We start from the raw sequence: 21,899 nt of genomic DNA, 5'->3' as shown, positions 1-21,899 counted from the left end.
CGCGTCGCGGTCGTGCGGGTCGCGGATCGTGACAGGAGTGTCCCGGAGGGTGAGGGCGGGAGATGTTCCCGGGACGGCGCCGGGTTGTCAGTGGCGCCCCCTAGACTCGGAGAGCGATGAGCAGCCTCTTTGACGACAGCTTCCTGGCGAACCTCCAGGGCCCCCGCGCCCATGAGGAGGAACCCCCGCCACCGCCCGAGGACGATCACGGACCGGAGTCGGTTCCGGACGATCTGTTCGGCGGGAAGTTCGACGTGCCCCCGGACCGGGACACCCACTACCGCGACGGCGCCCCGCGCCCCGTCCTGGACGCGGCCGCGCTCCTGGAGGGGCTGAACGAGAACCAGCGCGCGGCCGTCACCCACGCGGGCTCGCCGCTGCTCATCGTGGCAGGCGCCGGCTCCGGCAAGACGCGCGTGCTCACCCACCGCATCGCCCACCTCCTGGCCGAGCGGCATGTGCACCCGGGGCAGATCCTCGCGATCACCTTCACCAACAAGGCCGCGGGCGAGATGAAGGAGCGCGTCGAAGCGCTCGTCGGCCCGCGCGCGCACGCGATGTGGGTGATGACCTTCCACAGCTCGTGCGTGCGCATCCTGCGCCGCGAGAGCAAGCGGCTCGGCTTCACGTCGTCGTTCTCGATCTACGACGCCGCCGACTCCAAGCGTCTGATGGCCCTGGTCTGCCGCGACCTGGACCTCGATCCCAAGCGCTACCCGCCCAAGTCCTTCAGCGCCAAGATCAGCAACCTGAAGAACGAGCTGATCGACGAGGAGGACTTCGCCGCCCAGGCCGCCGACGGGTTCGAGAAGACCCTCGCCCAGGCCTACGCCATGTACCAGTCCCGGCTGCGCGAGGCGAACGCCCTCGACTTCGACGACCTGATCATGACGACGGTCAATCTGCTGCGCGCCTTCCCGGACGTCGCCGAGCACTACCGCCGCCGGTTCCGTCACGTCCTGGTCGACGAGTACCAGGACACCAACCACGCCCAGTACGCCCTCGTGCGCGAACTGGTCGGCACCTCCGAGCACCCCGTCGACGTACCCCCGGGCGAGTACGACGTACCACCGGCCGAGCTCTGCGTCGTCGGTGACGCCGACCAGTCGATCTACGCATTCCGCGGCGCGACGATCCGCAACATCCTCCAGTTCGAGGAGGACTACCCGGACGCGACGACGATCCTGCTGGAGCAGAACTACCGCTCCACGCAGACGATCCTGTCCGCCGCCAACGCCGTCATCGAGCGCAACGAGTCCCGCCGCCCCAAGAACCTGTGGACCAACGCGGGCGCGGGCGCGCGCATCACCGGCTATGTCGCCGACACCGAGCACGACGAGGCGCAGTTCGTCGCCGACGAGATAGACCGACTGACGGACGCGGGCGACGCGAAGGCGGGCGATGTCGCCGTCTTCTACCGCACCAACGCCCAGTCCCGTGTCTTCGAGGAGATCTTCATCCGCGTCGGCCTGCCCTACAAGGTCGTCGGCGGGGTCCGCTTCTACGAGCGCAAGGAGGTCCGGGACGTCCTGGCCTACCTGCGCGTGCTGGCCAATCCGGAGGACTCGGTGCCGCTGCGCCGGATCCTCAACGTGCCGAAGCGGGGCATCGGCGACCGCGCCGAGGCGATGATCGACGCCCTCTCCCAGCGCGAGAAGATCAGCTTCCCGCAGGCCCTGAAGCGGGTCGACGAGGCGTACGGCATGGCCTCGCGGTCGACGAACGCCGTGAAGCGGTTCAACGCGCTGATGGAGGAGCTGCGCACGATCGTCGAGTCGGGCGCCGGTCCTGCGACGGTCCTGGAGGCCGTGCTCGAACGCACCGGCTACCTCGCCGAGTTGCAGGCCTCCACCGACCCGCAGGACGAGACCCGGATCGAGAACCTCCAGGAACTCGCCGCCGTCGCGCTGGAGTTCGAGCAGGAGACCGGCGAGGCGGAGGGCGAAGGCACGACACCGGCCGGGCTCTCCGCATTCCTGGAGCGGGTCGCCCTGGTCGCCGACTCCGACCAGATCCCCGACGAGGACGACGGCTCGGGCGTCATCACCCTGATGACCCTGCACACCGCCAAGGGCCTCGAGTTCCCGGTCGTCTTCCTCACCGGCATGGAGGACGGCGTCTTCCCGCACATGCGCGCCCTCGGCCAGACCAAGGAGCTCGAGGAGGAGCGCCGCCTGGCGTACGTCGGTATCACCCGCGCGCGGGAGCGGCTCTACCTGACGCGGTCCGCGCTGCGCAGCGCGTGGGGGCAGCCGTCGTACAACCCGCCCTCCCGGTTCCTGGAGGAGATCCCGCCGACGCATGTGGACTGGAAGCGGACGGGGGCGACCGCGCCCGTGTCCTCCGGTCCCGTCTCCGGTGTGGCGGCCTCGCTGTCCTCGTCCCGCTCGCGTTCCTCGGCCGCGGGCGCGTCCGGCTTCGCGACGCGCCGGTCCGCCGCGGACAAGCCTGTGGTCACGCTGGCCGTCGGCGACCGCGTCACCCACGACCAGTTCGGTCTCGGCACGGTCGTCGGCGTGAAGGGCACGGGCGCGAACGCGGAGGCGACGGTCGACTTCGGCGACGTCAAGCCGAAGCGTCTGCTGCTGCGGTACGCGCCGGTGGAGAAGCTGTAGCGGCCGGGGTCGCGCCCGTGCTTGTGGCTGTGCGCGTGAGTTGAGCCCCCGCTTCGGGGGCGGGGGCTCAACTCACGCGCTTACGGCGAGCGGTCGCAGTCACGCTCGGGTGCACCTCGGGTCGAGCGCCTACGTCGGGTCGAGCGCCTACGTCGGGTTGAGATCGTGGCTGCGCAGCCACGGCAGCGGGTCGATCGCGGAGCCTCCCGCGGGCCGGACCTCGAAGTGCAGGTGCGGGCCGGTGGAGTTGCCGGAGTTGCCGGAGTACGCGATCGGGTCGCCGGCCTTGACCGTCGTACCGGAGGAGACGCGGTAGCTGGAGAGGTGGCAGTACCAGGTCTCCGTGCCGTCCTTCGCCGTCACGATCATCATGTTGCCGTAGGCGCTGTTCCACTGCGTCCGCACGGTGCCGTCGGTCGCCGCCATCACGGTGGTGCCGTAGGAGACGGGGAAGTCGATACCGGTGTGCTGGGACATCCAGTTGATGCCGGCCTGGCCGAAGTAGGCGCTGAGTCCGTGCTGCGCGACCGGGAGGGCGTACTTGGGGCGCAGCCGCTCCTTGCGGGCCGCCTCGGCCGCCGCCTTCTTCTTCTCGGCTTCCTGCTGCGTCTTGAGGTCGATACGTTCCTGCGTCCGGCTGGCCCGGTCGGCGAAGTCGTCGGCCCCGGCGCTGAGGGTCTCGAGCTGGGCGTCCAGCTTGTTGTTGGCTGCGGACGGTTTCACCGGCTGCGCGTCCGAGGCGGAGGCCGTGGTGTCCTTGTCGTCGCCGCCGGTCAGCGTGCCGACCGAGGCCGCGGCGATCCCGGCGACCCCCATCACGCAGGCCGAGGGCACGGCCACGGTCAGCAGCGCGGAGCGCTTCGCGGGCATCCGGCGCCGGGAACGGTTCGCGTTGCGGGCTGCCGCCCGCCCGCCCGGCGCGGGGGCCGGGGCCGCCTCCTCCTGGTCGTCGAGGAGGAGCAGCGGGGTGTCGCCCTCGGACAACTCGCCTTCGGTCAGGGCGTGTTCGTCGAGCCCCACCTGTTCGAATGTGGCGGTGGCCTGCTGGTCGAACGGGACCTCGGCCTGCTGCTCGTGCTCGTCGGAGGCCTGCTGGGCGCCCTCGCCGCCGTCGGAGTTCCACTGCGTGGCGTCGTAGGCGCCGGTGTCGAAGGCCTGCGTGCCCCATTCCCACTGCTGGGTCCGGTCGGCGGGGCTGACGGACTGGTCGGGCTGGAGCCAGGTGCTCGCGTCCCACTGTCCGCTGACGTCCGGTGCCGTTCCCTGCTGCGGAACGGCGTTCAGCTGTTGGTGGTGATCCGTGGACCAGGCGTTGGCGTCGTACGCGCCCGTGTCGTAGGCGGCGTGGTGCTGGGCCGCGTACCCGTCGTAGTTCAGGGTCTGGTGACTGCCCGTGTCCGGGACGTGGTGGCCGCCGGTGCCCCACTGGGTGTTGTCGTACGTGCCGGTCGCGGGGGCCGTGCCGTCGCCCGGAAGCTCACCGAAGAGCGGATCGGCCGGCGTGAAGTGGCCGGTGGCGTGGGCGCCGGCGTCGAAGGCGCCGGTCTCGTAACCGTGGTACGTGGTGAAGCCGTCGTGCTGGGCTTCCTGGGTGCCGTACGACGCGTAGTGCGCCGAAGCGGCGTCGGAAGCCGGGGTCGGGGTGGTCATGATCCCCGACGGGTGACGGTCGTTCACCAACTTCTCTTTCGCCGACAACAGGGGCTGCCAGAGCAGTGCGGCGACTGTACCCGGCAGTACGCGGGCACGACAATCTTCCGCAGGTTTCATGCCTGCGGGAAAGGGGCATTCGGCCGTGTTTCGGGGGACGGCGGGCGCGGGTTTGGCCCTACGTTCGAATAACGTTCGATATCGGACGGCGGGCGGACGGCGGCCGGGGTGACAGTCGGAGGGCGCTCGGAGGGCGGTCGAAGGGCGCTTGAAGGGCAGTGAAGGGGGTTCGGCGGAGGTCGGACGGTCGTGAGGGGTGCCGGCGCAGGTGCCGGCGGGGCCGCTGTCAGGCCACGGTGAGGCCGCCGGCCTGGGCGTCTGCGCGGCTGCCGGCGGACGCTCCCGTGGGTGCCGTGTCGAGGGCCTGCCGTATGCCGGTGGCGACAGCCGGGTGGACAGGCAGGGCGAGGTGGCCGATCCCGGTCACCCGGACGTTCTGCACCAGCAGGTCGGGATGCTCGACGCAGGCGGACTCCAGCGGGTCCATGAGGTGGTCGAGGTCGCTCCAGAAGCTGACGAACTGCGTACGGCAGCCCGGCGCCGGCCGGGAGAGCTCCTCGATCAGCTCGGAGCCCGGGCGCATCTGGCGCACGATCGGGTGCGCGTTCGCCAGCGGAGCCACCCGGGTGCCGGAGTGCGGGGTGCCCAGCGTGACCAGCGTCCTGACCCGGCCGTCACCGCCCAGTCGCTGCACGTAGTAGCGGGCGATGAGGCCGCCCAGGCTGTGTCCGACCACGTCGACCTGCGAGCTGCCGGTGCGCTCGCAGATCTCCTCTATGTGCCGGCCGAGCAGCTCGGCGGCCGTGCGGATGTCGCAGGTCAGGGGGGAGTAGTTGAGCGACTCCACCCGGTGCCTGCCGTGCTGGGCGAGGCTGCGGCGCAGCAGGACGAAGACCGAACGGTTGTCGATGAACCCGTGCAGCAGGACGACCGGGAGCGGGGCCTTGGTCGGCAGCTGTGCCGGGTCCTCGACGCCGGCCGCCCTGGGCAGCGCGGGGCAGGTCGTGGCGCGGCGCTCCTGGGCGATGCCGGAGGGGTAGAGGAGCAGGTGGCCCGCGAGGATCGCGAGATCCAGAGCGGTCGCCTTGAGGAGCGTCAGGGACAGCCCTGCCAGTCTGCTGGGCAGGCCTGGCAGGCCGGGGAATCCTGGGAGGTTCGGCAGGCTCGGGAGGCTTGAGAGGTGCAGGATGCCCGGAAGGGTCCGCATGTCCGGCAGCAGACGCTGGCACAGCGGAAGAAAGGGCTGAAGTGCCCGGGTGACCTTCATGGCCGACCTCCTGTCGGCACGCTGAGGACTTCTCTGTCCCCCGTGTGCCCTCGTGGAAGTCGCGGTGGAGGAGGTCGATCGGGCACGGCAGGGAGTGGGGCGGGTGCGGCCTGGCGTGCGGGGCGTGTACGGCTTGTGTGACACCCGTTACACCGATGACGACAAGGAACCCTGCCGGTCTGGCGACGAGGCTCCCCGCTGTCGTGCCTTACCTGTCCTACCTGCCCATCGTGCCTTCCGATGCGCCGTACCGCCACGCCAGCGGCCTGTGGCGTGACGGTACGGCGACCTCTTTGCGGCTCCCGGTGCGACTGGTCCCCCGTGGCGCGGGGGATCGGTGCGCGGTGAAAGTGTCCCTTCGTGTGATTTCCCCCTCGGTCCACACCGTGAAACTGCCGGTTGCGGGATGCTGGCGATAACGTTCGTTCACTTCCCCGGGCGGTCTGGCACGGGGTGTCCGTGCCGTTGAGGATGGACGTAGTCGCTTCATGGAGGCAGTGATGGGTGTGGCAGCCGGTCCGATCCGCGTGGTGGTGGCCAAGCCGGGGCTCGACGGCCACGATCGCGGGGCCAAGGTGATCGCGCGGGCGCTGCGTGACGCCGGTATGGAGGTCATCTACACCGGGCTCCACCAGACGCCCGAGCAGATCGTCGGCACGGCGATCCAGGAGGACGCCGACGCGATCGGTCTGTCCATCCTGTCCGGGGCCCACAACACGCTCTTCGCCGCGGTGATCGAGCTGCTGAAGGAGCGGGACGCGGCGGACATCCTGGTGTTCGGCGGGGGCATCATCCCGGAGGCGGACATCGCGCCGTTGAAGGAGAAGGGGGTCGCGGAGATCTTCACGCCGGGGGCGACCACCGCTTCGATCGTCGACTGGGTCCGGGCGAACGTGCGGCAGCCTGCCGGCGCCTGAGCGGGTTGTTGTACGGGTGGCTTTGTACGGGTGGCTTTGTACGGGCCTTCCCCGGGGGCGCTGCCCCCAGACCCCCGGTCGGCCCTGAACGGGCCTCGTCCTCAATCGCCGGACGGGCTGGATTGCCCGGGGTGCCGCTTCCAGGGGTTGAGTTCCGCCGCCATCACCGCCCGCAGGCGCAGTGTCCTGCCCAGTCGTTGGAATGCCTCCGCCCAGTAGCCGCCGGCGCCCGGGGAGGCGTCCTCCGGTTCGTCCGGTACTGCCAGGAGGGCGTCCAGGCGGGTTGCCTCCTCGGGGTCGAGGCAGCGTTCGGCCAGGCCCATGACGCCGCTGAAGCTCCAGGGGTAACTGCCGGCGTCCCGTGCGATGTTGAGCGCGTCCACGACGGCGCGGCCGAGCGGCGTGGCCCACGGCACGGGGCACACGCCGAGCAGTTGGAACGCCTCCGAGAGGCCGTGGGCGGCGATGAAACCGGCGACCCACTCGGCCCGTTCGGCCGCCGGGAGCGTGCCCAGCAGCTTGGCCCGTTCGGCGAGGGAGACCGCGCCCGGCCCGCCCGCGCCCGGCGCCGACGGCACCCCGAGCAGCGCCCGCGACCAGTCGGCGTCGCGCTGCCGGACGGCGGCCCGGCACCATGCCGCGTGCAGTTCGCCCAGCCAGTCGTCGGCCACCGGCAACGCCACGATCTGCTCCGGCGTACGGCCGCCCAGGCGCGCCGGCCAGGTGGCGAGCGGGGCCGCCTCCACGAGTTGGCCGAACCACCAGGACCGCTCACCCCGGCCGGGCGGCGCCTTCGCCGACACACCGTCGCGTTCCATCGCCGCGTCGCACTCGTGCGGGGCCTCGACGAGGAGCGTCGGGGCGTCCAGGGTGTGGTCGACGGCCACGCACGCGCCGGCCCGGACCGCCATCCGCGCGGCGAGCGCCGAACCCGGCAGCGCCGAGAGCAGTTCCGCGGCGGTGGCCCGCACGTTGCGGCTCCGGTCCGTCAGGGCCTGTTCCAGGAAGGGCTCGTCCCGGGTGCCGAGGCCGGTGCGCAGTGAGTCGAGGAACATCAGCCGGTCCTCGGCACGCTCCGTCGACCAGGACGCGGCCAGCAGTTCGCGCGCCGCGTCGGGGTCGCGGAAGCGGATCGACGCCAGGAGGGCGACCCGCTCGGCGAACAGGCCTTCCTGCCACAGCTTTTCGGCGCGTTCGGTCTCCGTGGGTCCCGGCAGCGAGGTGCCGCCGCCCGGTGTCGCGCGCAGTGCGAACCGCCAGTCGGGGTTCAGCCGGGCCAGCCACAGGGCACGTGGTCCGGCGAACTCCAGCGCCGCCGGGCGCAGGTCCGTACGTCCGCGCGCCGCGTCGAGCAATGCGGGCAGGGACTCGGCGGGGGCTGCGAACCCCCGGGCGTTCACCGCCGTCAGCCACTGGGGCAGCAGCTCCATGAGATCCGGTGCGGTGCCTCTGCGGCCACCGGGGCCGGTGCCGGGGCGGTCGGCCAGCAGGAAGGCGAGCCGGCGCGCCGCCGCGACGGGCAGTGCCGGACGGGGATCCTCGGCGGCCGGCGCGGGCCGAGGGGCCGCCCGGCCCGGGCGCAGGCCGGCCCGTCGGCGTACGGTCTCCGCGGCCGCCGCGTCCAGGAGCGCGGCCGGCGCGGTCCGGCCGGGGGGCGCACCCGGGGGCGTACGGCGATTCGTGCCGAGCAGGGCGGCGGTGACCAGGTCCTCCCAGACGGTCTGTGGGGGGAGGGGCGGGGTGGCGTTCATGCGACTCCCTTCTGCTGCCGTCGTCGTGGTGGTTGTTGCGCCTGAGGTGCCTGGGGTGCCTGGTACGGCTGTCGTTGCTGATGCGGGGCGTTGGTTCAGCACAGGCGTACCGCCTCCCCCGGGGTCGTCGGCCAGGCCGTCAGCGGAGTGAAGCCACGATGGCCGCACTCACCGAAGACCTTGACGGGGGCGCCGCCCGAGAGGGCGACCAGGCGCCACAGGCCGGGGCGCGAGACCGCCGCGGAGGTGAGCGGCAGTGCCGTGTCGCCGTCGGCGTCCGCCAGTTGCCAGGAGTCGCCGTCCGGGGCCGGTATGACGTTGTCCAGCGTCACCGGGACGGAGTCCTGCCAGGGGTCGTGGCGCAGGGTCTCGCCGTAGCGGGCGGTCGCCTCGGCCGTCGTCATGCCGGGGGGACGGGTTCCGGTGAGGACGGGTGGGGCGAACTGCTCGCCGAGGGAGACCCGTTCTCCCGCACCCGGGTGCGCCGACACTTCGGCGTCCAGGGCGAGGCCGACGGGCAGCGTGAGCTCCGGTGCGCGGCCCGCGGCGCCGTAGGAGAGGAGGAGAGCCGTGCGGCCCGAGGCGGTGCCGTACAGCCAGATACGGCGGGTCGTCAGTTTCGGGTCCGGCGTGTCGTACTGGGCGAGCACCAGCCAGTGGTCGCGGACGGGCGGGCCCGTCGGGGGGGTCGGCAGACCCACGCGGGCGCGGACCGTCGCCGCCAGGGCCTCCGGCAGTCGCGCCCGGTGCAGCCAGCCCTGGTCGAGGAGATGGAGCAGCGCGCACTCCTCCAGCAACCGCGCCGGCCAGCCGGGCCCGGACCCCGGAACCGCCCCCAACTCCCTTGCACGGGAGGCAAGTCCGGGTGCCTGCGCGTCGACCATGCGGGCCGCCGTCTCCTCCCACAGCGTGTACCCCGACTGCTCGGCGGTGGCCAGGCCCGAGCGCAGGAGATCGGCGAGCCGCTCCTCCAGTTCCGTCGCCCCCGAGGTGATCCGCTCGGCGCGTCGCTCGGCCCTGCGGCGCGCCCCCTCCGGATCGGCGGGGCCGGATCCGGAACCCGTGGGGTCGGCCTCCCGTTTCTCCTGTGTACGCCTGCGTCCCGCGATCCACTGCTCGGCCCAGTCCGGTGCCCGCCCCGCCGGCGTCGCCCCCTCGCCGCCCGACCAGAGCAGCAGCAGCCCGAGCGCGTGCTTGCACGGGAACTTACGGCTCGGACAGCTGCACCTGTACGCCGGACCGGTCCCGTCCGCGGTGTCGACGACCGTCCGGTACGGCGTGCCCCCGCCTCCCTCGCACAAGCCCCATACCGCCCCCTCCCGCGAACTGCCCGTGCCCGACCACGGATCGGCCGTGCCGAGTTTGCTTCCCGCTTTGCGTGACGTGGAGTCAGGCGCCAGTGCCAGCACCTGGTCCGCCGTCCAGCGCACCCCCTGCTGAGTCATGTCATCGAAGGTAGATCCCCCCACTGACAATCGGTCCGGCGAGCGTCCGCCGACCGTCGGCAGGCCGTCCGTCGCGGGTGGCCGGGAGGACGTTTTCGCAGGTCGGATCGCATTGTCAGTGGCGTGGTGCACGGTGGACACCAGATGCCGAACCGGCCGAGCTGGAGGGGGCCTCAGCCATGTCCGTGTCCGTAGATCCCACGACAGATCCGACGTCCGTGGAACCGAGTGGGAACGAGCCGGCGGAAGCATTGCGTCCGCACGCCGAGGACGCCTTCGCCGACGAACTCACCGCGCTGGCCGCGCAGGACGACCGCCCGCGCCCGGCCCGCTGGAAGCTGTCGCCGTGGGCCGTCGCCACCTATCTCCTCGGCGGCGTCCTGCCGGACGGCACGGTGATCTCGCCGAAGTACGTGGGCCCGCGCCGCCTCGTCGAGGTCGCCGTGTCCACCCTCGCCACCGACCGCGCCCTGCTGCTGCTCGGCGTCCCGGGCACCGCCAAGACCTGGGTCTCCGAACACCTGGCGGCGGCGGTCAGCGGTGACTCGACACTGCTGGTGCAGGGCACCGCGGGCACGCCGGAGGAAGCGATCCGCTACGGCTGGAACTACGCGCAGCTGCTCGCGCACGGGCCCAGCCGGGACGCGCTGGTGCCCAGTCCCGTCATGCGGGCCATGGCGGAGGGGGCGACGGTGCGGGTGGAGGAACTGACCCGGATCCCGGCCGATGTACAGGACACCCTCATCACCATCCTGTCCGAGAAGACACTGCCGATACCGGAGTTGGGGCAGGAGGTGCAGGCGGTCCGCGGCTTCAGCCTCATCGCCACGGCCAACGACCGCGACCGCGGGGTCAACGAGCTGTCCAGCGCCCTGCGCCGCCGCTTCAACACGGTGGTGCTGCCGTTGCCCGAGAGCGTCGAGGCGGAGGTGGACATCGTCGCCCGGCGTGTCGACCAGATCGGCCGCTCCCTCGATCTGCCGGCCGCTCCCGACGGCATCGACGAGATCCGCCGGGTGGTGACGGTCTTCCGGGAACTGCGCGCGGGCGTCACCTCCGACGGGCGCACGAAGGTGAAGTCGCCGAGCGGCACGCTGTCCACCGCCGAGGCCATCTCCGTCGTCACCGGCGGTCTCGCGCTGGCCGCGCACTTCGGCGACGGCGTGCTGCGGGCGGGGGACGTGGCCGCGGGCGTCCTCGGCGCCGTCGTCCGCGATCCGGCGGCCGACCGGGTCGTCTGGCAGGAGTACCTGGAGGCGGTCGTCCGGGAACGGGCCGGCTGGACGGACTTCTACCGGGCCTGCCGGGAGGTGAGCGCGTGAACGGGAGCGACGCAAGCAACGGAAACGAGGAGATTCGGGCGTGGGCCCGCGGAGCGTGGAGGGCGGCTGTGAACGACGACACGAGGTGGCCCCGCAGGTGTGAGGGCAGGGGATGACGGGGGTCGCGGAGGGCAGTGGCCAGGGCCCGGAGGCGGGCCGGCCGTTGCTGCTCGGGGTGCGCCACCACGGGCCGGGGTCGGCGCGGGCGGTACGGGCGGCGCTGGACGCCGCCCGGCCCCGGACCGTACTGGTCGAGGGGCCGCCCGAGGCCGACGCGTTGATCCCGCTCGCCGCCGACGAGGACATGCGGCCGCCGGTCGCGCTGCTCGCCCACGCCGTCGACGAACCCGGCCGTTCGGTCTTCTGGCCGCTGGCCGAGTTCTCCCCGGAATGGGTCGCCCTCCGCTGGGCCCTGGAGCACGGCGTCCCCGCCCGCTTCATCGACCTCCCGGCCACCCACACCCTGGCCTGGGAGAAGGAGGGGCATGGGCATGACGAGGGACCGGAGAGGGGGCCGCGACCAGAGGGACAGCATCAGGGCGAGGGCGAGGGCGAGAACGGGAACGGCGACGAAAACGGGGGTGCGAGCGGGGGTGCCGACGCGCCCGGTGTCTGGGAGGGGGTGCGAGGGGACCCGCTCGGGCGGCTCGCCGCGGTCGCCGGATACGACGATCCCGAGCGGTGGTGGGAGGACGTCGTCGAGCACCGGTCGACGGGGGCGAAGGACCCGTTCGCGCCGTTCGCCGCGATCGAGGAGGCCATGGGGGCGCTGAGGGAGGCGTGCGCAACCGCAGCAGGGGAGCACGGCGGCGGCCGGGATCTCGTGCGGGAGGCGTACATGCGCATCCAGGTGCGGGCGGCACAGAGGGAGTTCGGGCCGGACGGAGTGGCGGTGGTGTGCGGGGCGTGGCACGTGCCCGCGTTGCGGCGGAAGGTCGCCGTCGCCGCCGACCGGGCGCTGGTCAAGGGGTTGCCCAAGGTCAAGGCCGACCTCACCTGGGTGCCGTGGACCCACCGCAGACTGGCCCGGGCCGGGGGGTACGGGGCGGGTATCGACTCGCCGGGCTGGTACGCCCACCTGTTCGGTGCGCCGGACCGGCCGGTCGAGCGCTGGCTGACGAAGGTGGCGGTCCTGCTCCGTGCGGAGGACCGGATGGTGTCCTCGGCGCATGTCATCGAGGCGGTCCGGCTGGCCGAGACGCTCGCCGCCCTGCGCGGCCGGCCGCTGCCCGGCCTGAGCGAGACGTCCGACGCCGTGCGCGCGGTGCTGTGCGAGGGCTCGGACGTGCCATTGGCGCTGGTGCGCGACCGGCTGGTGGTCGGGGACGTCCTGGGGGAGGTGCCGGCCGGTGCGCCCGCCGTGCCGTTGCAGCGCGACCTCGACCGGCTTCAGCGCCGGCTGCGGCTCAAACCGGAGGCGGACGCACGCGAGTTGGCGCTCGACCTGCGCAAGGACAACGACGCCGAGCGCAGCAGGCTCCTGCACCGGCTGCGGCTGCTGCGCATCGACTGGGGCGATCCGACCGCCTCGCCCGGCAGTACGGGAACCTTCCGTGAGGCGTGGCGGCTGCGGTGGGAGCCGGAGCTGTCGGTGCGGACCGCCGAGGCCGGGGTGTGGGGGACGACCGTGCTCGCCGCGGCGACCGCCAAGGCGGAAGCGGACGCCGTCGCCGCGCGGGGCCTCGCCGAGGTGACCGGGCTCGCCGAGCGCTGCCTCCTGGCCGGGTTGCCGGAGGCGCTCCCTACGGTGATGCGGGTCCTCGCCGACCGGGCGGCACTCGACACGGACGTCGGCCATCTGGCCCAGGCCCTGCCCGCGCTGGTGCGTTCGCTGCGCTACGGCGACGTACGGGGCACCGACACCCGAGCACTGGCGGAGGTGGCCGCCGGCCTCGCCGAACGGGTCTTCGTCGGCCTCCCCCCGGCCTGTGCCTCGCTGGACGCGGACGCGGCGGACGAGATGCGGCGCCATGTGGACGCGGTGCACGCAGCGGTGGGGATGCTGGAGGAGACGTCGACGACCCCGGGACGGGCCGACGCACCGACCGGGACGGCGGCCGAGTCAGCGGGGGGTCGCTCCCGAGCGGTGGAGACGGACGGGGACGGGGGGCCGCCGGGTGCATCGAGGGGAGACGACCGGGATCTCGGCGGTGAGTCCCGGGCGGCTCGCGGTGGTCTGCGGGAGCGCTGGCGGGGGGTGCTGCGGGTGCTGTCCGGGAGGGACACCGTGCCCGGGGTGATCCGGGGGCGGACCGTGCGGCTGCTTCTGGACGAGGGGGAGTTGGACCAGAACGAGGCCGCGCGGCTGATGGGGCTCGCCCTGTCACCGGGGACACCGCCGTCGGACGCGGCCGCCTGGATCGAGGGCTTCGTCGGAGGCGGCTCCGGGGGCGGACTGCTCCTCATGCACGACGAACGGCTGCTCGGCCTGGTCGACGGATGGCTCACGGCGGTACCGGCGGACGCGTTCACGGACGTACTGCCGTTGCTGCGGCGGACGTTCTCGGCGTACGAACCGGGGGTGCGCAGAACGCTCGGCGAACTGGTCCGGCGCGGCCCGGGGCAGCGGGGCAGCGGGCCGGGCACGGGCTCCGGGACACCCGGATTCGCGGCCGGGCTGGACGAGGGACGCGCGGACGCCGTCCTGCCGGTGGTGCGGCTGCTGCTGGGGCCGGCACCGGGACCAGGGCCGGGACCGGATCCCGGCCCGGCCGACGACGACGAGCTTGCGGGGGTGGGCACATGACGACGGCCGACGCGGCGACGACCGAGGCCGGACAGGAGCGGCTGCGGCGCTGGCGGCTGGTGCTCGGGGGCGACACGGCGGACGGCACCGGCCACGGGCTCTCCGGGCGGGACGCCGAGATGGACGGGGCGCTCACCGCGCTCTACGGAAAGGAGAACGAAGCGCGGACGGGGCGGGACCGCTCGGCGGGGCTCGGGGCCTCGGCGCCGTCGGTGGCCCGCTGGCTCGGGGACATCCGCACGTACTTCCCCTCCTCCGTCGTACAGGTCATGCAGCGCGACGCCATCGACCGGCTGGGGCTGTCCGCGCTGCTGCTCGAACCGGAGATGCTGGAGGCGGTGGAGGCCGACGTGCACCTCGTGGGCACGCTGCTGTCACTGAACAAGGCGATGCCGGAGACGACGAAGGAGACGGCCCGGGCCGTGGTCCGCAAGGTCGTCGACGACCTGGAGAAGCGGCTCGCCACCCGCACCCGGGCCGCGCTCACCGGCGCCCTCGACCGCGGCACGCGCGTCCACCGCCCGCGCCATCACGACATCGACTGGAACCGCACGATCGCCGTCAACCTCAAGCACTACCTGCCCGAGTACGGGACGGTCGTGCCGGAGCGGCTCGTCGGGTACGGGCGGGCGTCGCGGTCCGTGAAGAAGGAGGTGATCCTCTGCATCGACCAGTCGGGTTCGATGGCGTCGTCGGTCGTGTACGCGTCGGTCTTCGGGGCGGTACTGGCGTCGATGCGGTCGATCAGCACCCGGCTCGTCGTCTTCGACACCGCGGTCGCCGATCTCACCGACCTGCTCGACGACCCGGTGGACGTCCTGTTCGGCACCCGGCTCGGCGGCGGTACGGACATCAACCGGGCGCTCGCGTACTGCCAGGCGCAGATCACCCGGCCCGCCGAGACGGTGGTGGTGCTCATCAGCGACCTGTACGAGGGAGGCATCCGGGACGAGATGCTCAAGCGCGTCGCGGCGATGAAGGCGTCCGGCGTGCAGTTCGTCGCGCTGCTCGCGCTGTCCGACGAAGGGACGCCCGCGTACGACCGGGAGCACGCGGCGGCACTCGCGGCGCTGGGCGCACCGGCGTTCGCCTGCACGCCCGATCTGTTCCCGGACGTCATGGCGGCGGCGATCGAGAAGCGCCCGCTGCCCGTGCCGGACACCGCCTGACGCGACGCGGGGGGCACATGCAAGGATCGGGGGCACGTAGTCGCCGCACGGGAGGAACTTCCCCCCTTGACCTGGCTCACCACCCCGCCCGGTGCCGCTCTGCGGATCCTGCGCGTCCTGCGCGGTGCGGCCGGTCGGCGCGTGGTGCAACTGGCGCTCCTGGTGGGCGGGTTGTTCGCGCTCGGGTTTCTCTGCGGGGAACAGGCACACGCGGCGGAGGGCCTGACCGCACCGGCACTGTCGGCACCGGCCCTGCCGGCACCTGCACGGTCCGCACCGGCCCTCTCGGCTCCCGGCCTGTCGCCGGTCCTGTCCGTGCCGGCCGCGGTGACCGACCAGGTCGAGGGCCCGAGTTCGGTTCCGGCGGTCGGCGATGTCGTGGTGGCGGCCGTGGGTGAACAGCGTGAACGGCTCTCGGTGCAGGTGTCGCCGCCGTCCGTCTCGTCGTCGCCGAGGCAGCCGATCGAGCAGACCCTTTCCGAGGTCCCTGACCTTCCCGCGCTCCCCAAGCTCCCCAAGCTCGCCGCCCTCGCCACCCTTCCCGAGCTTCCCGAGCTTGCGGATCTTCCCGAGCTCCCCGAGGTCTCCGGCCCGACCGACCTCCCGAGACTTCCCGCCCTCCCAGCCCTGCCCGCCCTCCCCGACCTGCCGGCCCTTCCGGCTCTCCCCGTATTCCCCGCTCTCCCGGCCCTTCCGGCCCTTCCGGATCCTCCGTCGGCTCCGGTGAGCGCGAAGGTGACGGTGGCGGACACGGCGGTGGATGCGGATACGGCGTCGTACGGCCCGGTGAGCACCGGCGTCGGCGGTTGGGTCGACGTCGGTCACCGCGTCGAGTCGCTCCGCACCGGCCAAGCTTCCGTCAACGCTCCTGCTCACGCTCCCGGGCCGGTGCGCCGCGGGCCCGCCGGTGACCGGGACGGCGTGCTGGGCGGCGGTGTGTCGGTGTTCGACGGCGGCGCGTCCCGGCACGGCGACACCTACGCCGTCACGCCGCGGCACCGGATCCCGCTTCGGCTGGTGCCCGGCGGTGTCGCGCGCTCCGAGGCGGCCGACACGCGGGACGGGCACCGGAACATCCCGGTCTTCCCCGGCTAGGGACAGGCGCCACTCCTTCCCCGAGCCCCCGAGCCCCGAGCATTCGGAGCCTCCGGCGCTCGGGGCTCCGCGCAGATCGCGCGAACCACGATCCACGGCAGCGCGTCACGCGTCTGACCGATTGACTCCGTGAGGCGGCAGGCCCCCGGACGGCCGAAAGCCACCGGTTCGTCCGACCGAAACCTCACGGGTGGGGTCGAGTGTTCCTCATTGGGGTGAGGATCGACCGACCTGAGCCCTCAAAGGGCTGTTCAGGGGGCCTCACCGGGTCAACCCCAACCCGGTGAGGCCCTTCCCGTCTCCTCCCGATCTCCTCACACCCGGCACCGGGTGCCAGTGATCCCGGCATCATGTGACAGGTATCACCGCTCAGGTGTGACCCTCGATTTAGGGGCCTCCTGCAAGCAGCGATAACCTGCGAGACGGACATGCCGCGCGCTCGGACACCGTGTGCGCCTCCCTTGTGACTGACAGACGGCGGACGTCACGTTGCCCTCGCGGCACGCCCACGCAGACAACGAACCGCGAGATCACTGATAGGGACGGAAGCGCGTGGACCTGTTCGAGTACCAGGCGAGGGACCTCTTCGCCAAGCACGATGTACCGGTGCTGGCCGGTGAAGTCATCGACACGCCTGAGGCGGCCCGCGCAGCCACCGAGCGTCTCGGTGGCAAGTCCGTCGTCAAGGCCCAGGTGAAGGTCGGCGGGCGTGGCAAGGCCGGCGGCGTGAAGCTGGCCGCGACCGCCGACGAGGCGGTCGAGCACGCGACCAACATCCTCGGCATGGACATCAAGGGCCACACGGTCCACAAGGTGATGATCGCCGAGACGGCCCCGGAGATCCTGGAGGAGTACTACGTCTCCTTCCTCCTGGACCGTGCCAACCGCACCTTCCTCTCCATCGCGTCCGTCGAGGGCGGCATGGAGATCGAGGAGGTGGCGGAGACCCGCCCCGAGGCCGTCGCCAAGACGCCGATCGACGCCAACGTGGGTGTGACCCCCGAGGTCGCGCGCCAGATCGTCGAGGCCGCGAACTTCCCGGCCGAGGTCGCCGACAAGGTCGCCAACGTCCTCGTGACGCTGTGGAAGACCTTCATCGAGGAGGACGCCCTCCTCGTCGAGGTCAACCCGCTGGCGAAGGTCGCCTCCGGCGACGTCATCGCCCTCGACGGCAAGGTCTCGCTGGACGAGAACGCCGAGTTCCGTCAGCCGGGCCACGAGGAGTTCGTCGACCACGCGTCGGCCAACCCGCTCGAGGCCGCCGCGAAGGCGAAGAACCTCAACTACGTCAAGCTCGACGGCGAGGTCGGCATCATCGGCAACGGCGCGGGTCTCGTCATGAGCACCCTGGACGTCGTCGCGTACGCCGGTGAGGCGCACGGTGGGGTCAAGCCCGCCAACTTCCTCGACATCGGTGGTGGCGCCTCCGCCGCCGTCATGGCGAACGGCCTGGAGATCATCCTCGGCGACCCGGACGTCAAGTCCGTCTTCGTCAACGTCTTCGGTGGCATCACCGCCTGTGACGAGGTCGCCAACGGCATCGTCCAGGCGCTTCAGCTGCTCGCGGACAGGGGTGAGGAAGTCACCAAGCCGCTGGTCGTGCGTCTCGACGGCAACAACGCCGAGCTGGGTCGCAAGATCCTCTCCGACGCCAACCACCCGCTGGTGCAGCGTGTGGACACCATGGACGGCGCGGCCGACAAGGCCGCCGAGCTCGCGGCTGCGAAGTAAGGGAAGAGGGACAGAACAGCCATGGCTATCTTCCTGAACAAGGACAGCAAGGTCATCGTCCAGGGCATGACCGGTGCCACGGGCATGAAGCACACCAAGCTCATGCTGGCGGACGGCACCAACATCGTCGGTGGCGTGAACCCCCGCAAGGCGGGCACGTCCGTCGACATCGACGGTACCGAGATCCCGGTCTTCGGCACGGTCGCCGAGGCGATCGAGAAGACGGGCGCCAACGTGTCCGTCCTCTTCGTGCCGCCGGCCTTCGCGAAGGCCGCCGTCGTCGAGGCGATCGACGCGGAGATCCCGCTGGCCGTCGTCATCACCGAGGGCATCGCCGTCCACGACTCGGCCGCGTTCTACGCGTACGCCGTGTCGCAGGGCAACAAGACTCGGATCATCGGCCCGAACTGCCCCGGTCTCATCTCCCCGGGCCAGTCGAACGCCGGCATCATCCCGGGCGACATCACGAAGCCGGGCCGTATCGGTCTGGTCTCGAAGTCCGGCACGCTGACCTACCAGATGATGTACGAGCTGCGTGACATCGGCTTCTCGTCCGCCGTCGGCATCGGTGGCGACCCGATCATCGGTACGACGCACATCGACGCGCTCGCCGCGTTCGAGGCGGACCCCGACACCGACCTGATCGTCATGATCGGTGAGATCGGCGGCGACGCCGAGGAGCGGGCCGCGGCCTTCATCAAGGACAACGTGAAGAAGCCGGTCGTCGGTTACGTGGCGGGCTTCACCGCGCCGGAGGGCAAGACCATGGGCCACGCCGGCGCCATCGTCTCCGGTTCCTCCGGCACCGCCCAGGCGAAGCAGGAGGCCCTCGAGGCCGCCGGCGTCAAGGTCGGCAAGACGCCGACCGAGACGGCGAAGCTGGCCCGCGAGATCCTCGCGGCCGGCTGAGTTCCAGGCCGGTACCGGTGGGCCCGTTCCCTTTGTGGGGAGCGGGCCCACCGGCGTTTCCGGGGCGTGGGCGCCGGGCCTGGCGGTCCGGGCGGGCCGGGTTCATTCGGCCAGCGGGATCAGCCGTTGCGGGCCGTGCTGGATCCCGGACCTCAGCTTGGCGCGCAGGTCCATTTCCGCGTCCGAGAGTGTGCCGGGGGCGGATCGCGGGGGGACGCCCTGCACCGTCTCACCGGGGGGTACCGCGGGCTCGTAGCGGGTGGGGGCCGTCCGTACGGTCAGTGCGGTCGCGCCGATGATCGCGACCGTGAACGCGATCGCCGCCCTGGTCCAGAAGCGGGCTCGCTGTTCGCTGCCCGCACGCACGGTGGTCGGCTCGGCCGCGCGCAGCCGTTCGGCGGACGCCACCTCCGCCAGCCGCCGGTGCAGTGCCGAGGGGCTCGCCAGTTCGGGCAGCCGCGCGGCCACCGCCTCACGGGCGTGCAGCAGCCGGTTCGCCGCCGCGGGGGTGCTCGCCTCCGTCTCCGCCGCCGTCTCGGGGAGGTCGAGGCCGACACCGTCGTAGAGGAGGAGCGTGCGGCGGTAGGGCGTGGGGAGGGTCAGCAGGACGTCCAGCAGGGCGCGGTCGGCGGCGTCGGAGGGGGGCGGCTCCGGGTGGCGGTAGCGGGGGCGGAACCGGTGCCAGGGCGAGAGCGCGTACTCGTAAGCCGTCGCCCGCACCCAACCGGCCGGGTCCCGGTCCACGGCCACCTCGGGCCAGCGCTCCCAGGCCACTTGGAACGCCCGCTCGACCGATTCGCGTGCGAGCTCGCGGCGGCCGGAGAGCAGGTATGCCTGCCGTACGAGGGCGGGGGCGCAGAAGGCGTAGAGGGCGTCGAAGGCCTGAGCGGGCGTCAGAGTGGTCCCGGTGGGCCGGCCTCCAGGAGCTCCGGGGACTTCTGGCACTTCTGGAACTTCTGGAACTGTCGAGACTTCTGGGGCTTCTGGGACTTCCAGGGTTTCGGGGTGGTGAGGGTCGTTGTCCAGGTACACCGTCACCTGGGGCGGGCGCGCTGTCTCCTGGGTGTTCGTCACCATGGCCGCCTCGGTCAGCGATGCCAGCAGTTTCGCGTACGCCTCCCGCCTGCGGCCGCGCGGCGTCGTGCGGCCGGACTCCCACGCGCGCACCGTCTCCCGGGCGACGCCCACCCGCTCGGCGACCTGATCATGTGTCAGCGAGGCCGCCTCGCGCAGGTGTCGGCGCAGCTTGGGCGGGGGGAGCGGGGCAGGGCTCTGTGTCACAGGGGAACCCTTCGCACGAAAATGTACATAAACGTATATTGAGCGACACAACGGGACTTCGCCTGTTACGACGGGAAAGCGCGTGTCGTTGGGAGCATGACGGGCGTGACCCAGATGACCGCTCGCCGACTGTCGTTGTCGCCCCTGCTCAGCCGGATGCGTGACCGATCCTCCGGGCTGGCCGCCGGCCTCCTGGGCGGTGCGCTCGCGGCCGGGCTCGGGCTCGGTTCGTTCGCCGTCCTCGTGATGGTGCTGTGGATCAGCTCGCCGTATCCCGACAGCGGGCCGGACGGCGCGCTGCATGTCGCCGCCGCGCTGTGGCTGCTGGCCCATGGCGCGGAGCTGGTACGCGTCGACACGCTGTCCGGGGTCCCGGCGCCGGTCGGCGTCACCCCGCTGCTGCTGCTCGCGTTGCCGGTGTGGCTGGTGCGGCGCGCCGCACGGGACGCGGTGGACGGCGGCGGTGACGACGAGGGCGCGGTGCTCGGGAGTGCCCGTACGGCGTGGGCGGGTGTCGTGCTCGGCTATCTCGCCGTCGGGACGGGCGCCGCCTGCTACGCCGCCACCGGTGGCGCGCTGCGGCCCTCGTGGGCGTGGACGGCCGTGTGCGTGCCGGCGGTCGCGGTGCTGGCCGCCGGGGCGGGGGTGTGGTCGGCCCACGGCTGTCCCCGCGGGCCCGTCGACAGCGCGCTGCTGCTACTGCCCCGCGGTGTGCGGCGGCTGCTGCTCGAGCCGGACGGGCGGGAGCGGCTGGCGGTCGCCGGGCGGGCGGCGGGGGCCGGGGCGGCGGTGCTCTTCGGGGGCGGGGCGGCGCTGGTGGCGGTGTCCTCGGTGTGGCACCTGGGTGCGGCCCGTGAGGCGTTTCTCCAGCTGACGGAGGGCTGGTCGGGGCGGTTCGCGGTGCTGTTGCTGTGCGTGGCGCTGGTTCCGAACGCGGCGGTGTGGGGGGCGGCGTACGCCCTCGGGCCGGGGTACGTCCTCGGTGCCGGACATGTGGTGGCGCCGTTGTCCTCCGACCCGGCGCCCCTGCTGCCCCAGTTTCCGCTGCTGGCGGCGGTGCCGGACGCGGGCGGCGGGACGCCGTGGAACTGGGCGGTCGGAGCGGTGCCGGTGATCGCCGGAGTGACGGTGGGGGTGTTCGTGGCTCGGGGGGCGGGGGCCGGAGGCGCCTGGTCGCGCGGGCGGACCGCGGGCGGTGTGGTGCTGGCGGGCGTGTTGTGCGGGCTGTTGATGGGAGGACTCGCGGGGTTGGCCGGTGGGCCGTTGGGGGTTTCCGCGTTGGCTCGGTTCGGGCCGGTGTGGTGGCAGGTGGGGGGTGCGGTGCTGATGTGGACCGTGGGGGTGGGGGTGCCGGTGGCCTTGGTGGTGCGGGGGTGGCGGCGCTGGGGGGCCGCGAGGGTGGGGAAGGAGGGGGCTGGGGGCTCCGCGGGTTCGGTGGGGTCTGCTGCCGCCGGCTCGGGGCTGGGGGCAGCGCTGTATGACTTCACGTCGGTGGGGCGCGGTGGTGCGGGTCCTCAGGCGCACGACGGTGCGGTGACGTATGACGACCTTGTCGAGACTGTCGCGCCCGGGTCGCCTGTGCCGCCTGTGCCGACCGGGCAGGTCGTGCCGCCTGTGCCTGGTGTTGCGCCCGCGCCTGTCGAGCTGGTGGACCCCATCGGCCCGCTGGGCGTGCACCGCCGAGACCCCCTGCACCCCCGGGACCCGATGCACCCCCTGGACCTCTTCGACCCCCTGGAGCCCAGCGACCCCAGGGACCCCGTGGGTTACGTGGAGCCGGTGTGGCATGGGGATGTGGCTCGGGAGGCTCGGTGGGCGGCGTTGCGGGAGGCGGGGGAGGACGAGGGAGTGGACGGTCCGGCGGGGAGCGAGGGCGGTGGGGTGGGGCGGTGACCGCCCAGGGGTTTTTCGCCCCCGCCGCCCCTTCTCTTCCCGTCCCCG

14 protein-coding genes are annotated in these 21,899 nt (G+C 72.5%); 9 read left to right on the top strand and 5 right to left on the bottom strand.

The window, feature by feature from the left end:
• Window positions 1-116: 116 nt before the first annotated feature.
• The gene (pcrA, locus tag OHU34_RS16740) at window positions 117-2,615 is read left to right on the top strand and encodes a DNA helicase PcrA (protein WP_020132115.1); all 2,499 of its coding nucleotides are present in this window, start codon (window positions 117-119) and stop codon (window positions 2,613-2,615) included.
• Window positions 2,616-2,762: 147 nt separating this feature from the next.
• On the opposite strand, the gene OHU34_RS16735 is transcribed toward pcrA, so the two are convergent.
• Window positions 2,763-4,292 carry a M23 family metallopeptidase gene (locus OHU34_RS16735; RefSeq protein WP_142265797.1) on the bottom strand — a complete coding sequence of 510 codons (1,530 nt, stop codon included), beginning with the start codon at window positions 4,290-4,292 and terminating at the stop codon, window positions 2,763-2,765.
• Window positions 4,293-4,611: 319 nt separating this feature from the next.
• Complete coding sequence (locus OHU34_RS16730) at window positions 4,612-5,592, bottom strand: triacylglycerol lipase (protein ID WP_142265798.1); 981 nt, start codon at window positions 5,590-5,592, stop codon at window positions 4,612-4,614.
• 500 nt (window positions 5,593-6,092) lie between these two features.
• Between OHU34_RS16730 and OHU34_RS16725 the strand changes: the two genes are divergently transcribed.
• Window positions 6,093-6,509 (top strand): cobalamin B12-binding domain-containing protein, encoded by a 417-nt coding sequence (locus tag OHU34_RS16725; RefSeq protein ID WP_020132112.1) that lies wholly within the window; start codon window positions 6,093-6,095, stop codon window positions 6,507-6,509.
• 101 nt (window positions 6,510-6,610) lie between these two features.
• Here the strand turns inward: OHU34_RS16725 and OHU34_RS16720 are convergent, their stop codons facing one another.
• Window positions 6,611-8,260, bottom strand: a complete 1,650-nt coding sequence (locus tag OHU34_RS16720; RefSeq protein ID WP_142265799.1) for a DUF5691 domain-containing protein — start codon at window positions 8,258-8,260, stop codon at window positions 6,611-6,613.
• A 95-nt stretch (window positions 8,261-8,355) separates the two neighbouring features.
• Window positions 8,356-9,705 carry an SWIM zinc finger family protein gene (locus OHU34_RS16715; protein ID WP_405767002.1) on the bottom strand — a complete coding sequence of 450 codons (1,350 nt, stop codon included), beginning with the start codon at window positions 9,703-9,705 and terminating at the stop codon, window positions 8,356-8,358.
• A gap of 179 nt (window positions 9,706-9,884) precedes the next feature.
• Here OHU34_RS16715 and OHU34_RS16710 point away from each other — a divergent pair, with 179 nt between their 5' ends.
• The 6 genes from OHU34_RS16710 (at window position 9,885) to sucD (ending at window position 18,677) form a co-directional block, all read left to right on the top strand.
• Entirely contained in the window at window positions 9,885-11,027 is a 1,143-nt protein-coding gene (locus tag OHU34_RS16710; RefSeq protein WP_142265801.1) for an AAA family ATPase, read from the top strand.
• A 112-nt stretch (window positions 11,028-11,139) separates the two neighbouring features.
• A complete protein-coding gene (locus tag OHU34_RS16705) occupies window positions 11,140-13,773 on the top strand; it encodes a DUF5682 family protein (protein ID WP_142265802.1) in 2,634 nt (877 codons plus the stop codon).
• Window positions 13,770-14,942 carry a VWA domain-containing protein gene (locus tag OHU34_RS16700; protein ID WP_142265803.1) on the top strand — a complete coding sequence of 391 codons (1,173 nt, stop codon included), beginning with the start codon at window positions 13,770-13,772 and terminating at the stop codon, window positions 14,940-14,942. The genes OHU34_RS16705 and OHU34_RS16700 overlap by 4 nt, the downstream gene beginning before the upstream one ends.
• A gap of 66 nt (window positions 14,943-15,008) precedes the next feature.
• A complete protein-coding gene (locus OHU34_RS16695) occupies window positions 15,009-16,037 on the top strand; it encodes a hypothetical protein (RefSeq protein WP_405766999.1) in 1,029 nt (342 codons plus the stop codon).
• 552 nt (window positions 16,038-16,589) lie between these two features.
• Window positions 16,590-17,768, top strand: coding sequence for an ADP-forming succinate--CoA ligase subunit beta (sucC, locus tag OHU34_RS16690; protein WP_142265805.1), 1,179 nt, complete (start codon window positions 16,590-16,592; stop codon window positions 17,766-17,768).
• A gap of 21 nt (window positions 17,769-17,789) precedes the next feature.
• Entirely contained in the window at window positions 17,790-18,677 is an 888-nt protein-coding gene (gene sucD / locus OHU34_RS16685) for a succinate--CoA ligase subunit alpha (protein WP_142265806.1), read from the top strand.
• A 102-nt stretch (window positions 18,678-18,779) separates the two neighbouring features.
• Here sucD and OHU34_RS16680 read toward each other — a convergent pair whose 3' ends face one another.
• The gene (locus OHU34_RS16680; RefSeq protein WP_405766996.1) at window positions 18,780-19,958 is read right to left on the bottom strand and encodes a helix-turn-helix domain-containing protein; all 1,179 of its coding nucleotides are present in this window, start codon (window positions 19,956-19,958) and stop codon (window positions 18,780-18,782) included.
• 96 nt (window positions 19,959-20,054) lie between these two features.
• Here OHU34_RS16680 and OHU34_RS16675 point away from each other — a divergent pair, with 96 nt between their 5' ends.
• Window positions 20,055-21,851: a DUF6350 family protein gene (locus OHU34_RS16675; protein ID WP_405766994.1), complete on the top strand. Its 1,797-nt coding sequence runs from the start codon at window positions 20,055-20,057 to the stop codon at window positions 21,849-21,851.
• The last annotated feature ends 48 nt before the right edge of the window (window positions 21,852-21,899 follow it).

The sequence above is a fragment of the Streptomyces sp. NBC_00080 genome (assembly GCF_045041255.1).
In the GTDB taxonomy this organism is placed as follows: domain Bacteria; phylum Actinomycetota; class Actinomycetes; order Streptomycetales; family Streptomycetaceae; genus Streptomyces; species Streptomyces coriariae.
This window is presented reverse-complemented; position numbering and strand designations above follow the sequence as displayed.

What these genes read in the sequence shown, in the direction of transcription:
- OHU34_RS16730 (WP_142265798.1), bottom strand. Translation starts at nt 5,592, where the DNA reads ATGAAGGTCACCCGGGCACTTCAGCCCTTTCTTCCGCTGTGCCAGCGT.
- OHU34_RS16720 (WP_142265799.1), bottom strand. Translation starts at nt 8,260, where the DNA reads ATGAACGCCACCCCGCCCCTCCCCCCACAGACCGTCTGGGAGGACCTG.
- OHU34_RS16725 (WP_020132112.1), top strand. Translation starts at nt 6,093, where the DNA reads ATGGGTGTGGCAGCCGGTCCGATCCGCGTGGTGGTGGCCAAGCCGGGG.
- OHU34_RS16710 (WP_142265801.1), top strand. Translation starts at nt 9,885, where the DNA reads ATGTCCGTGTCCGTAGATCCCACGACAGATCCGACGTCCGTGGAACCG.
- OHU34_RS16705 (WP_142265802.1), top strand. Translation starts at nt 11,140, where the DNA reads ATGACGGGGGTCGCGGAGGGCAGTGGCCAGGGCCCGGAGGCGGGCCGG.
- pcrA (WP_020132115.1), top strand. Translation starts at nt 117, where the DNA reads ATGAGCAGCCTCTTTGACGACAGCTTCCTGGCGAACCTCCAGGGCCCC.
- sucD (WP_142265806.1), top strand. Translation starts at nt 17,790, where the DNA reads ATGGCTATCTTCCTGAACAAGGACAGCAAGGTCATCGTCCAGGGCATG.
- OHU34_RS16700 (WP_142265803.1), top strand. Translation starts at nt 13,770, where the DNA reads ATGACGACGGCCGACGCGGCGACGACCGAGGCCGGACAGGAGCGGCTG.
- OHU34_RS16715 (WP_405767002.1), bottom strand. Translation starts at nt 9,705, where the DNA reads ATGACTCAGCAGGGGGTGCGCTGGACGGCGGACCAGGTGCTGGCACTG.
- OHU34_RS16675 (WP_405766994.1), top strand. Translation starts at nt 20,055, where the DNA reads ATGACGGGCGTGACCCAGATGACCGCTCGCCGACTGTCGTTGTCGCCC.